Below are 13,997 nucleotides of genomic sequence, written 5' to 3' on the forward strand. Positions count from 1 at the left end.
GTTATAAATGAGTGGTCAGACCTAATTTCTCTCACGATCTACACTGGCAGAATACACATATCGATCACTTTTGCATCTCCTTGCTTTTCAACATAAACATTAACGGCTTAAGGAGTCATAAGCACCTTTGAGTCAGGCTCCTTCATCGTCATTCGTCCGTTTTTCTTCCATTCTTTAATAATAGAAAAGTCAATATCATCAATCGTCTATTAAACCTCTTTCGTAAGGACTATTGCTTTCATTTCTATATGTACGTCACTTCTCTGTTTCATTAATCTTATCATATCAAACAAAAGCGAGTGAAGCGATATGAATGCAAGTTCGAATAGCGGTGAATCATGATCTGTTTTAATATGAGCTGACATACGAAATTCAGTGAATAGAAAGGGTTAGAGAAGGGTTTAGTATCTGAGGATGAGAAGGAGCTTTACTGATAGGACGGGGTGCTGTATGCGATTCCTCATTTCTCTTTTTCGGCTTTTATGGCTTTTTTGGTCATATTTAGCTTAAATAGCGGAATGAGGAATCCTTTTGCTTTTAAAAAAACATCATCACAGCACCTATAATCGTTAGGGCGATGACATGATAGCCAACAGCAATCAAATAAAGTAAGAATACGTTATGGCTCTTTTCGCCTAATCCAAATAGAAAATCCTTTGCATATGCAAAGGCGACTATCAACCCGATAGCACCGCCGATTAAGGCACCGTCTACTAATGTTTCACTTTGAGATAGTTGGAGAATGCTATAAAGGATGACGTTCGATAAGATGGTCGAAAGCAACAGCAACCCAATATTCATTTTTCCAACCTCAATGTTTAATAATTGCACCCAACGGTTTCCAAATAATAGCGGAGAATAATAAAGCATACCGAGAGCCATATACAAAATAATTCCAGTTAAAATTGCAAAAAACAATGCGATCCCTTCTTTCTGTGCTAGTTTGAATAGCACCTATTATACCATACGCCTATCTGGTTCATACTTCTTCTATTTCAAGACAAGAAAGTCGGTGTTCGATTTCTGCTAGATTGGCCTCCTCTGTAGCCCACTGAACTCGTTTGCTAGAAATAGCCCCTGGTCCCTTACAATGAGCCTCACCATAGCGAGCGGTCTGTTCATTTCTTTTATTACGCCAATTATCCCAACCTGTTTGGTTAATATGTTCGCCCATCCAGCAGTTGATAAAAAGCGTATGAGCATAAGGTCGCCAAGGTCGTCCAAGATAGACAGAGTTAGGCTTAGCCTCACCGGTTAGTTTACAATTAAGGAAGATGAAGCCGTATCGTTGATTGGCTGGAGTAGAGGCCGCGGTTATATAACCTCTTCTTAAGCTATGAATCGTACATTGATGAAAAATAGCTTCTGCAGCTCCAAAAATAAAATCAATGTCTCCTGCAATTGTACAATGCCAAAAGGCGTGTCGTCCTTTACACGCATAAAGTGTGTCTTGATAGCCAAATAGATGAAGGTTCTCGAAATAGCATTGGTCGCCTGAGACAGATAAGGCGAGCGCTTGCCCAACGTCCTCACCACGACCAGCTATATTTTGAATCGTCAAATCTTTCAATCGGGTATGATCGGCAAGGATGTTCATCGTCGGTGTTTGAAACGTTCCAATTGGTTTTCCGTCTTCATCCAGCATGTTGGCATGATTGTCATACGTAATCACCGTTTTTTCTTTATCTTCTCCCATGAGCGTGAGAGTAGGTTTGTTTTCTGGGATGAAGATACGTTCGTGATAATGACCGCTTTTGATTAGGATCGTTACAGGATCTAAAGGATGAACACGTACGGAGTCAATGGCTTCTTGAATCGTTGGGAAATCGCCACTAGCATCTTTTGCTACTGTGATTAGGGACATAGGTGTAGGCTCCTTTCGTTAATGTTATACGTTTAATTATACTTGTTTCGTATAATCTTTAGCTTGGATGTTGAATATGGAAGCTGATTTCGTAAGGGTTTATGAAGACATAAGACAATGATTATAGCTGTTATTCATTCTTTTCGATAATCTATGGATAGAACGCTTGGTGTCGATATGTAATCGCTTACAAATTGACGTTGTATGCTTATTATTTAAATCAGAGGGGGAATTAAAATGACAGTAAGTGGTGATCTCGGCAATGGGACATTTCGTAATCCGATATTAAGAGGTAATTATGCTGATCCTTCTATTGTACGGGTAGAGGGAGATTATTACATGGTACATACATCGTATAAATATGTACCAGGGCTTATTATTTGGCATTCAACGGACTTAATCAATTGGGAGGCGATTGGAACAGCTTTAGAGCATTTAAATGGAGATGTTTGGGCTCCTGAGTTGTTATATTATGAAGGTTTATTTTATATTTACTTTCCGGCTGATCGAACGAATTGGGTAACAACAGCAAAAGATCCGCAAGGGCCTTGGAGTAAGCCAATTAACTTAGAAACATCTTACATCGATCCGGGTCATGTAGTTGGACCAGACAATAAGCGTTATCTTCATCTATCAGGTGGTAAAATGGTTCAGCTTGCGGATGACGGTTTATCGGTTGTAGGTGATATTCAACATGTGTATGAGCCGTGGCGTTATCCCGATGAATGGGAGGTTGAGGGATTTAGTCCTGAAGGACCGAAATTTACACATTATAATGGTTACTATTACTGTACAGTGGCAGTTGGAGGGACGGCAGGACCGCCAACCAGTCATATGGTCGCAGCCTCTCGTTCGAAAACTCCTTGGGGGCCTTGGGAGCATTCTCCTTATAACCCTATTCTTAAGACGAACTCAAAAGAGGAGCAATGGTGGTCACAAGGTCATGGTACGTTAATTGATACACCGAACGGGGATTGGTGGATGGTGTTTCATGCGTATGAGCATCATCTTCATACAATTGGTCGGCAAACGTTACTATTGCCGATTGAATGGACAAAAGATGGCTGGTTTAAAGTTCCTGATTCCATAAACGCTGAGCAAATCCTCCGAAAGCCAGCAGGGAAAGCGGGTAAGCATGGGTTTCCGACATCGGACTCATTTAATGAGAATGAACTAGGTCTTCATTGGCAATGGTTTGGAGAACCGGATAAAGAGCGTTTCACATGTCAAAAAGGGAAGCTTATGGTGAAAGGAAAGGATAAGGAGAGGTCAGCCTCATCACCGATTCTATATATGACTGGACATCGTCAGTATGAGGCAGAGGTTTCAGTGCGAGTCGTTGGTAAGGCAGCCGCGCATTTTATTTTGTATTATGACCCGAATGCGTTGTTTGGCTTAGCTACGACACAGGAGGGAGTCCGACATTTTCGGACATTTAAAATGTACAGTCAAGAGTCCTATAAAGGTGAGACTGTCCGTTTGCGTATTCGTAACGTTGACAATATCGTTTCGTTCTATTTTAGAGGGGAAGGAGAGAGTTGGCGGAAGTATGACAAAGTCATCGATTCCTCGGGCTTTCATCATAATACGTTTGGAGGCTTTTTAAGCTTACGGATTGGCTTGGACGCGGTTGGTGAGGGTGAGGTGTACTTTTCCGATTTTGTTTATCGGGAGTTGGAGGTGTGAATTAGTAATAGAAAGGATAAGTGACAGAGGTTTCGGTCATTTATCCTTTCTTTTATTTACATGTTTAATCATGTCAATTATACTAGTATTAACTAATATTTTGAGGAGATTTGCCTATGTATGTAGCCCATATCCGCGAAAAAGATAGGAAGATCCAAGAATTAAAGGACCATTTATGTGAAGTGCAACACTTGGCTGAGCAATATGGTGAAAAAATAGGTTTAAAACATGTAGCTGGACTTGCTGGTTTGTTACATGACCTTGGTAAATATAGCGATGAATTTCAAGATTACATTCATAAAGCAGTATTTCATCCTGACTTAGAAAATAAAAAAAGAGGACAAGTGGATCACTCTAGTGCAGGTGGAAGATTGCTCTTTCAAAAACTACATCAAACGATGAATACACCTTATGAAAAGCTACTATCTGAAATAGTAGCTAACGCAATTATATCTCATCACTCAAACCTTCAAGATTATGTATCCCCTGATGTTGAATCACCATTTTTAAAACGAGTCGAAGAGAAAGAACTCATAGAATATGAACAAGCTGTGGAGAGGTTTTTCCAAGATACAATTAACCAATCAGCTTTTGATAAGTATATTACTACTGCCGTTATGGAACTGGAACAGAAAACAGACTATAGTCCTACGCAAAGTTTCTTTTTGACTAAATTCATTTTTAGTTGTTTAATAGATGCCGACCGAACGAATACGAGACAATTTGAAGATGGAAAGGCCGAGGGACGGAGCGATCATTCTATTCTATTCGACAAGTATTATGATCAATTAATAACAAAGCTTGATTATTTCCGCACAAAGCCAGAAGCAAATTATCCTATTAATCAATTACGCACTGAAATGTCAGAACAATGCGAATTATTTGCGAATAAACCTTCGGGGATATACTCGCTTTCCATTCCAACAGGCGGAGGGAAGACACTAGCAAGTTTAAGGTATGCATTGAAGCATGCTAAGCAATTTAATAAGCAACGGATTATTTATGTTGTACCATTCACCACAATTATTGAACAAAATGCAAAAGAAATTCGAACGATTTTAGAAGAAGATGAGCATATTTTAGAGCACCATTCAAATGTTGTAGAAGACGATCCAACTGAACGTGACTCCGGGGACGAGCAAGAAGATGGCATGATAACGAAAAAGCAAAAGCTCAAATTAGCGCGTGATAATTGGGACAGCCCGATTATTTTTACGACAATGGTGCAATTTCTGAATGTCTTTTATGCAAAAGGGAATCGCAATACAAGAAGGTTTCATAACGTAAGCCATTCTATTGTGATCTTTGATGAAGTGCAAAAGGTTCCGACAAAATGCGTGTCCCTTTTCAATGAAGCCTTGAATTTTCTTAAAGCAGATGCAAATTGCAGTATTCTCCTTTGTACAGCGACACAACCAACTCTTGAAAATGTGAAACACAGTTTATTAAAAAATCGTGATGGAGAGATCGTTGAAAATCTTCCAGAAGTAGCGAAAGCGTTTAAGAGAGTGGAGGTCATTGATCGTACAGAACAGCCGATGACCAATGATATGTTAGTAGAATGGATGGAAGAGAACGCCGGATTATGGGGAAGTACACTAGTCATTCTGAACACCAAACGTGTTGTAAAAGAGTTATACGAGAAGTTAAAGGGTGGATCATTACCTGTTTTTCATTTAAGTACATCGATGTGTGCAGCCCATAGGAAAGAAAAGCTAGAAGAGATCAGGAAGATGCTGAACGATAATACGCCATTTATTTGCGTAACCACTCAATTGATTGAGGCTGGTGTGGACGTAAGCTTTAAATGTGTCGTACGCTCACTTGCCGGTCTCGACTCGATTGCACAAGCGGCAGGAAGGTGTAATCGTCATGGTGAGAATGAAGTGAAGAATGTTTATGTGATTGATCATTCTGAGGAAAATTTGTCGGAGTTAAAGGAGATAGAGGTTGGGAAGGGGATATCAAGTAACATTCTGGCTCGCTTTAACAAGAAGCCGGATAAATATGAAGGGAATTTACTTTTGCCAAAAGCTATGCATGAATACTTCTCTCAGTTTTACCGGAAGATGGATACGAGTCTCAGTTATTTTGTCTCTGAGGTAGAAAAAGATATGACGAGGTTATTAATGTCGCTCGCTCAAGAAAATAGTTATGTATCTTATTATCAAAAGAAAATAGGGACAAGGTTCCCACTTTTGTTAAATGGAAGTTACTTAACGGCAGCGAAGCATTTTCAAGTCATCGACCAAAATACAACGTCTGTACTTGTCCCGTATAAAGAAGGAAGTGGGATCATTGCAAATTTAAACAGTGCAGAGCTAATAGATGATTTATCTAAAGAGTTAAAAAAGGCACAGCAATATTCTGTTAATTTGTATCCGAATGAATTGGAGCAATTGAAAAAAGAAAATGCCATCGTCATGCACCTTGATGGCATGATGTATGAGTTAAAGGAAGGTTGGTACAGTGAAGAGTACGGTGTAGATAGGAATGGTGAAGGCGAGATGAGTCATTTGTTTTACTAACCTCGCCTTAAATCCTAGTAATCTCCATTTGTTATTTTTTTTATTTCAATCCACGCTTAATGCGATTAATAAATGAATATGTGTTTGATCTCATTTTTAGAAGATAAAAAGATTGCCGTTCAAAAATAATAATAAATGAAGTAGAAATCCAGAACCACTTGCTCCTTTCTGCATACTTTAGAAAAGGGTGGAAAGGGGGGCTGGGAATTTTGAAAATGAAACTTAGTGATAGAACTAATGAAGGTTGTAAGCAGGTAAAGCATCATGATCAAGAATATTTATATATTTTGAAAGGAATAGTAGATATCTTGAAAGAAATGCGCAAATAGACTTGTCTTGCCTCTTAGTGATAAAAGTACTCTAAGAGGCAAATGGTTAATTAGATGAAGGAGGTGAATGCTTACTATGAAAAATGAAATTCAATTTGAAGTATTTGGTGATTATGCTCTGTTTACAGATCCATTAACGAAAATTGGTGGGGAGAAGTTATCCTATAGCGTGCCAACTTACCAGGCTTTGAAAGGAATAGTTGAATCGATTTATTGGAAGCCAACCATTCTCTTTGTAGTAGACGAGCTTCGAGTGATGAAGCCGATTCAGATGGAATCAAAAGGGATTAGGCCGATTGAATATGGAGGAGGAAATACGCTTGCTAATTATACGTATTTAAAAGATGTCCATTATCAAGTAAAAGCTCACTTTGAATTTAATTATAACCGTCCTGAAATGGAGTATGACCGAAATGAAGGAAAGCATTTTAACATCATGCAACGTTCATTAAATGCAGGAGGGCGTCGGGACATATTTCTAGGGGCAAGGGAATGCCAGGCGTACGTTGAACCGTGTGAATTTGGTCATGATAGAGGGTTCTATGATGGTCAAGGATCACACCATTTAGGTACGATGGTTCATGGCTTTAATTATCCGGATGAAACGGGTCGTGATCAATTTGAAGTGAGATTATGGTCAGCGGTTATGGAACAAGGGTATTTGAAATTTCCGAGACCGGAAGAGTGCACAATTGTCCGACCGATTAAAGAAATGAAGTCGAAGTCTTTTGATCAAGATCAAGTTCTATCTGTTGAGGAAATGATTCGTGAAATAGGGGGTGAGTAAGTGAGTTGGTTATACCAATTATATCAAACATATGAAAGGAATTTGGATCAAGTTGGTGTAGTGGCTAAGAAACAAGGCGATCGAGAGTATGCGCTATTACCGATTTCTCATACGACGCAAAATGCCCATGTTGAAGTTGTGATCGATGAGGATGGTGATTTTCTTGAGGCGAAGGTTCTAAACAAAGAAAGTACGCTCATTCCTTGTACAGAAGAAGCTTCTAGTCGATCGGGCTCTAAAATAGCCCCGTATCCTTTGCACGATAAACTTAGTTATGTTGCAGGAGACTTTGTGAAGTATGGTGGGAAAATCAAAAATCAAGACCAAGTTCCATTTGATACGTATATTCAAAACTTGGAAGAATGGGCACATTCACCTTACACGAATGAGAAGTTGACGTGTATGTATAACTATTTAAAGAAAGGGACACTGATTGAAGATTTAGTTGAAAAGCATGTACTAGTCGTGGATGAACATCAGAAGTTAATTGAAAGGTGGAATAAGAAGCATGAAGACAAAACAGGAGAAAAGCCAGCCATCTTTTCTAGTGGTGCAACAGATCAATTTAGTGTATTTATAAGATTTACGGTTTATCATCCAGAATCAGAGGATGACGTTTGGAAGGATAAAGAAATGTATGATTCCTTTATTGCCTTTTATAATGAAAAGCTTGGTGAGGAGGATGTATGCTTCGTCACAGGTGAACGGCTTCCGAGTACGGAACGTCATGCTAACAAGATACGACATGCTGCTGATAAGGCGAAATTAATCTCAGCAAATGATAATACTGGCTTTACCTTTAGAGGAAGGTTCAAAACAAGCAATGAAGCAGTAGGCATTAGTTATGAAGTGTCGCAAAAAGCTCATAATGCATTAAAGTGGCTTATTCATCGACAAGGGAAAGTGATTGATAATAGAGTGTTTCTTGTCTGGAGTCATGATAATGAAGTCATTCCTGGACCTGAAGAAGACGCAATGGATATTATGCGGCATAGCAATCGAGAAATTGAGAGAGAGCCAGATACAGGTCAGATTTTTGCTGGTGAAGTGAAGAAAGCCATTGATGGTTATCGTCATGATCTCACATATGAACCTGATGTGAATATTCTCGTGCTTGATTCAGCGACAACAGGTAGGATGGCTGTTTTGTATTACCGTAATATGAATAAGGGACTTTATTTAGACCGATTAGCAAACTGGCACACTACCTGTGCATGGGAGCATCGCTATCGCAAGGATGAGGAAGGGTTTGTTGTGTTTTATGGCGCTCCTGCTACAAGAGATCTAGCATTTGCCGCGTATGGTCCTAGAGCTAGTGATAAAGTAGTTAAAGGATTAATGGAACGCATGATTCCGTGCATAGTCGATCAACGCTCTGTACCAAAAGATATTGTACGAAGTGCGTTTCTGCGGGCTTCGAACCCAGTTTCTATGGAACGCTGGGAATGGGAAAAAACATTGACTATTACATGTGCATTAATTCGTAAAATGTTTATGGGGATGAAGGAGGAATGGAATGTGCCATTGAATACAGCTTCAAGAGACCGTAGCTATTTATTTGGAAGATTGCTTGCAGTGGCCGATGTGTTAGAACGTGGGGCTTTAGGTAAGGAAGAAATAAGAGCAACAAATGCAATACGTTATATGAATTCTTTTTCAAAGAATCCAGGACGTACGTGGAAAACAATTCAAGAAAGCTTGCAGCCCTATCAAGCGAAGTTAGGTACAAAAGCTACTTACTTATCAAAAATCATTGATGAGATTAGTGATCAGTTTGACATTGAGGATTTTAACAATACACCGTTAACCGAGAAGTATTTATTAGGATTTTATAGTCAACGTCGTGAATTGTATAAGAAAAAAGAGGAGGAAACAACCGAATGAGTACACTTGATCATAAAATTGATTTTGCTGTAGTGTTGTCTGTTACAAAAGCTAACCCAAATGGAGATCCCCTTAATGGGAATCGGCCGAGGCAAAATTATGACGGGAAAGGAGAGATCTCAGATGTTGCGATTAAGCGGAAGATCCGTAATCGGTTACTAGATATGGGAGAACCGGTGTTTGTTCAATCTGATGATCGAAGAAATGATTCTTTTAAAAGTTTACGAGATCGTGCGGATTCAAACCCTGAGTTAGCAAAAATGTTAAAGGATAAAAGTGCATCTTCTGATAGCTTTGCACAAATTGCCTGTGAGCAATGGGTTGATGTACGTAGTTTTGGACAGGTCTTTGCTTTTAAAGGATCTCAACTTTCCGTTGGAGTAAGAGGACCTGTTTCCATTCATACAGCGACAAGTATTGATCCAATTGATATTGTTAGTACACAAATTACAAAAAGCGTGAACTCGGTGACAGGGGAAAAACGAAGCTCAGATACAATGGGAATGAAGCATCGTGTCGATTTCGGTGTATACGTCTTTAAAGGAAGCATCAATACACAGCTTGCTGAAAAAACAGGATTTACAAATGAGGATGCCGAAAAAATCAAGCAAGCTCTTATTACTCTTTTTGAAAATGATAGTTCGTCGGCACGTCCTGACGGCAGTATGGAAGTGCATAAAGTCTATTGGTGGGAACATACTTCCAAATTAGGCCAATATTCATCTGCTAAAGTACATCGTTCATTAAACATTCAATCAAAATCAGATACGCCGACTAGCTTTGAAGATTATTCAATTGAATTATTCGAATTAGACGGACTCAGTGTTGAGGAAATTGATGGCCAGTAATGAGGAAGATCGTTATTTAATGTTGTCAGGGCTTCAACATTTCCAGTTTTGTAAAAGGCAGTGGGCGCTGATTCACATTGAACAACAGTGGGAAGAGAATGTAAAGACAGTTGAAGGACAGCACTTACACAAAAAAGCTGATCAACCTTTTATTAAGGAAAAGCGTGGAAGTAAATTAACAGTCAGAGCTATGCCAATCCAATCAAAGGAATTACGAATTAGTGGGATTTGCGATGTGGTTGAATTTATTGAAGATGCAAATGGTGTTCACCTTAATGGAGTTAAAGGCACTTATATGGCCTATCCTGTTGAATATAAGAGAGGAAAGCCAAAGAAAGGTGACGAGGATATTATTCAACTTGCGGCTCAAGCGATTTGTCTCGAAGAAATGCTTCTTTGTCAAATTACGAAAGGCTACTTATTTTATAATGAAATTAAACATCGTGTGGAAGTGCCTATAACAGACGAATTAAGAGAAAAAGTAAAACAAATGGCTAAGGAAATGCATCATTATTATGATAAGCGTTACACACCTAAAGTGAAAACAGGACCATTTTGCAAAAGTTGTTCCTTACAGCACATTTGTTTACCGAAATTGATGAATAAACGTTCGGTTAAAAGTTACATTGAGGGGAGGTTGAGTGAATGAAAAAGCTTTTAAATACATTATTTGTCACTCAGCCTGATATTTATTTATCACTGGATGGTGATAATGTTGTTTTGTTAAAAGAGCAAGAAAAACTAGGTAGAGTCCCTCTTCATAATTTAGAAGGTATAGTTAGTTTTGGTTACACTGGAGCAAGTCCTGCTCTTATGGGTTACTGTGCTGAGAAAAACATTTCACTTTGCTTTTTAACAAAAAGCGGGCGCTTTTTAGCTAGAGTTGTTGGACAAAGTCGTGGTAATGTTGTACTAAGAAAGACACAATATCGCATGTCTGAAAACGATCAAGATTCGACGAAGATCGCCCGTAATTTTATACTTGGGAAGGTTTACAATAGTAAATGGATAATCGAACGTATGACAAGAGAACATCCTTTACGTGTAGATGTTGAACAGTTCAAAACGACCTCCGAACTTCTTTCAAAGATTATGAAAGAAGTTCGGAAATGTGATCATTTAGAGATGCTTCGTGGATGGGAGGGGCAAGCTGCTCTTTATTACAATAAAGTGTTTAATCAAATGATTTTACAACAGAAGGAAGACTTTATATTTAAAGGGCGTTCTAGAAGACCTCCGAAAGATAAGGTTAATGCTATGATGTCTTTTGCTTATACATTATTAGCCAATGATACAGCAGCTGCATTAGAAGCGGTTGGTCTCGATGCTTATGTAGGCTTTATGCATCAAGACCGCCCTGGTAGAGCTTCACTGGCTCTTGATCTTATGGAAGAGTTAAGAGGTGTTTATGCTGATCGTTTTGTGCTCTCATTAATTAACCGTCAAGAAATTCAGGCAAATAGCTTTTATGCAAAAGAAAATGAAGCTGTTTTAATGACGGATGATGCTCGAAAGGCATTTTTGAAAGCTTGGCAAACACGAAAGCAAGATAAGATTACTCACCCATATTTAGGAGAGAAGATTTCTTGGGGGTTAGTCCCTTATGTACAATCTCTGTTATTAGCTCGTTACCTTCGTGGAGATCTTGATGAGTATCCACCATTTCTATGGAAGTAGGTGATGTGATATGTTGGTATTAATCACGTATGACGTACAAACGTCAAGCGAAGGAGGTTCGAGGCGGTTACGAAAAGTCTCTAAGGTTTGTCAAAATTATGGGCAGAGGGTCCAAAATTCTGTCTTTGAGTGTATTGTCGACTCTACACAGTTGAAAACATTAAAACTTGAATTAGAAAGTTTGATTGATAAAGAAAAAGATAGCCTGCGTTATTATAGGTTAGGAAACAACTATAAAACAAAAGTTGAACACATTGGTGCTAAACAATCAATTGATTTGGAAGATCCACTTATTTTCTAGAGGTGCGAGCTATAAGTAAACATAAAAAATGTAGTGTACCCGCACTGAAATTGAAGAAGATTATGTGGAAATGTGTGATTTATTTTATAAATAATGTATAAATTAATTTGAATTGAAACTTTTTACAGCGAATTTTAAGATGAATTTGATGTTTTAAGTATTCAAATGCTGAAAATTCGCAGTCGCACTCTTTATGAGTGCGTGGATTGAAATATTAGATCAACTCCACTTCTAAGTGGTGCGGTCGAGTCGCACTCTTTATGAGTGCGTGGATTGAAATTATTTGCGTAAAGAGCAATCGTTCGTGCGTTTTCGTCGCACTCTTTATGAGTGCGTGGATTGAAATTGATAGCAGACCTCAATTTGGAACATCAGCAGGTCGTCGCACTCTTTATGAGTGCGTGGATTGAAATACTTTGGCTTTGAGTAATCCTACTTGTTTGGGTGAGTCGCACTCTTTATGAGTGCGTGGATTGAAATGTGCCAACGTCTTAGAACGCCTTATCGAAATACAGTCGCACTCTTTATGAGTGCGTGGATTGAAATGTGCCAAAGGGTCGAGTATTCGTGGAGTAAAAGGCGTCGCACTCTTTATGAGTGCGTGGATTGAAATAACCGCTTATTATCGATTTGCAGTAGCGAGCCAGGTCGCACTCTTTATGAGTGCGTGGATTGAAATGAAAATAAGTCGTTACTCATGGGAGCACTTCCGCGTCGCACTCTTTATGAGTGCGTGGATTGAAATGGCGATCAAACGGAATCAGCGGTCAAGGCGTTTCGTCGCACTCTTTATGAGTGCGTGGATTGAAATGCCTACGTCCGATGATTTGCGTATTAGAAACTCGGTCGCACTCTTTATGAGTGCGTGGATTGAAATCGATAATTAAGTAAATCGATACAATTACGAGCATCGTCGCACTCTTTATGAGTGCGTGGATTGAAATTTATTGACGGATGGCAGGGCGATTTTTACGTCGTGTCGCACTCTTTATGAGTGCGTGGATTGAAATTATTTCTTTATTTCCTAATTTCAACTTAGTCACCGTCGCACTCTTTATGAGTGCGTGGATTGAAATATCCACGGCAGTACGCCCGACGCTACGCCTTTTACGTCGCACTCTTTATGAGTGCGTGGATTGAAATTTCCGTCTGGTCGGTCATCTTTTCGCCTTGTGTGTCGCACTCTTTATGAGTGCGTGGATTGAAATTGTGCCGTATAAAGTCATCCATTTAGCTTTTATTACTGTCGCACTCTTTATGAGTGCGTGGATTGAAATTCCGGCTTGTTGCTTTGAGTTGGCCAGTACATATAGTCGCACTCTTTATGAGTGCGTGGATTGAAATGGAAATAAGCGTGCCATCTACATTATGAGAATCGTCGCACTCTTTATGAGTGCGTGGATTGAAATTAGCTACCCAGTAACTGGTCTTATGTCTGTTAGACGTCGCACTCTTTATGAGTGCGTGGATTGAAATAACAAAAGAACAAGCCGAAACAGGAACAAATAACAGTCGCACTCTTTATGAGTGCGTGGATTGAAATATTAACAAACTATTGAACATACAAAAAGAAGCCTGTCGCACTCTTTATGAGTGCGTGGATTGAAATGGCTATTGTAGCAGAAGAAACAGAGGAGCTAAAGGTCGCACTCTTTATGAGTGCGTGGATTGAAATACGTTTATCCTCCTTAAAGGGAGACTAAGCTCCCGTCGCACTCTTTATGAGTGCGTGGATTGAAATTAAGTTTTGTACTTTTGATACAAGCTCATCTATGTCGTCGCACTCTTTATGAGTGCGTGGATTGAAATTATTCCGTTACTCGATGGCACAACATAACGCCACGTCGCACTCTTTATGAGTGCGTGGATTGAAATATTCTGTTTACTAATCTTGGCTTTTTTGTTGTGTTTGTCGCACTCTTTATGAGTGCGTGGATTGAAATCTCTTTCTGGACGTAAAATGCCCTAACATCATCAGTCGCACTCTTTATGAGTGCGTGGATTGAAATATTCCCCCTTAATTTTGTGTAATCACCCATATGATGTCGCACTCTTTATGAGTGCGTGGATTGAAATAACTGTTTGTGCCAACT

10 protein-coding genes and 1 CRISPR repeat array (1 of these 11 running past the window's edge) are annotated in these 13,997 nt (G+C 39.2%); of the genes, 8 read left to right on the plus strand and 2 right to left on the minus strand.

Features of this window, described 5'->3' with window-relative positions:
• Positions 1 to 537: 537 nt before the first annotated feature.
• Positions 538 to 918 (minus strand): DUF1761 domain-containing protein, encoded by a 381-nt coding sequence (locus JCM9152_RS00430; RefSeq protein WP_035339702.1) that lies wholly within the window; start codon positions 916 to 918, stop codon positions 538 to 540.
• 61 nt (positions 919 to 979) lie between these two features.
• Positions 980 to 1,864, minus strand: coding sequence for a pectinesterase family protein (locus JCM9152_RS00435; protein ID WP_035339703.1), 885 nt, complete (start codon positions 1,862 to 1,864; stop codon positions 980 to 982).
• A 237-nt stretch (positions 1,865 to 2,101) separates the two neighbouring features.
• On the opposite strand from JCM9152_RS00435, the gene JCM9152_RS00440 reads away from it, so the two are divergent.
• The 8 genes from JCM9152_RS00440 (at position 2,102) to cas2 (ending at position 11,904) form a co-directional block, all read left to right on the plus strand.
• Positions 2,102 to 3,550, plus strand: coding sequence for a family 43 glycosylhydrolase (locus JCM9152_RS00440; protein WP_035339704.1), 1,449 nt, complete (start codon positions 2,102 to 2,104; stop codon positions 3,548 to 3,550).
• A gap of 116 nt (positions 3,551 to 3,666) precedes the next feature.
• Entirely contained in the window at positions 3,667 to 6,078 is a 2,412-nt protein-coding gene (locus JCM9152_RS00445) for a CRISPR-associated helicase/endonuclease Cas3 (RefSeq protein WP_035339706.1), read from the plus strand.
• A 405-nt stretch (positions 6,079 to 6,483) separates the two neighbouring features.
• Entirely contained in the window at positions 6,484 to 7,194 is a 711-nt protein-coding gene (gene cas5c / locus JCM9152_RS00450) for a type I-C CRISPR-associated protein Cas5c (RefSeq protein WP_035339708.1), read from the plus strand.
• Complete coding sequence (gene cas8c, locus JCM9152_RS00455; RefSeq protein ID WP_035339710.1) at positions 7,195 to 9,078, plus strand: type I-C CRISPR-associated protein Cas8c/Csd1; 1,884 nt, start codon at positions 7,195 to 7,197, stop codon at positions 9,076 to 9,078.
• On the plus strand, positions 9,075 to 9,926 hold the full coding sequence (cas7c, locus tag JCM9152_RS00460) for a type I-C CRISPR-associated protein Cas7/Csd2 (protein ID WP_035339712.1): 852 nt from the start codon (positions 9,075 to 9,077) through the stop codon (positions 9,924 to 9,926). The genes cas8c and cas7c overlap by 4 nt, the downstream gene beginning before the upstream one ends.
• Entirely contained in the window at positions 9,916 to 10,575 is a 660-nt protein-coding gene (gene cas4 / locus JCM9152_RS00465) for a CRISPR-associated protein Cas4 (RefSeq protein WP_035339714.1), read from the plus strand. Before cas7c ends, cas4 begins: the two co-directional genes overlap by 11 nt.
• The gene (cas1c, locus tag JCM9152_RS00470; RefSeq protein WP_035339716.1) at positions 10,572 to 11,603 is read left to right on the plus strand and encodes a type I-C CRISPR-associated endonuclease Cas1c; all 1,032 of its coding nucleotides are present in this window, start codon (positions 10,572 to 10,574) and stop codon (positions 11,601 to 11,603) included. The genes cas4 and cas1c overlap by 4 nt, the downstream gene beginning before the upstream one ends.
• A gap of 10 nt (positions 11,604 to 11,613) precedes the next feature.
• Positions 11,614 to 11,904, plus strand: a complete 291-nt coding sequence (gene cas2 / locus JCM9152_RS00475) for a CRISPR-associated endonuclease Cas2 (RefSeq protein ID WP_035339718.1) — start codon at positions 11,614 to 11,616, stop codon at positions 11,902 to 11,904.
• A gap of 181 nt (positions 11,905 to 12,085) precedes the next feature.
• Positions 12,086 to 13,997: a CRISPR direct-repeat array (repeat unit 32 nt; unit sequence GTCGCACTCTTTATGAGTGCGTGGATTGAAAT) (it continues 1,446 nt past the right edge of the window).

It is taken from the genome of Halalkalibacter hemicellulosilyticusJCM 9152 (assembly GCF_000513115.1).
GTDB lineage: Bacteria > Bacillota > Bacilli > Bacillales > Bacillaceae_D > Halalkalibacter > Halalkalibacter hemicellulosilyticus.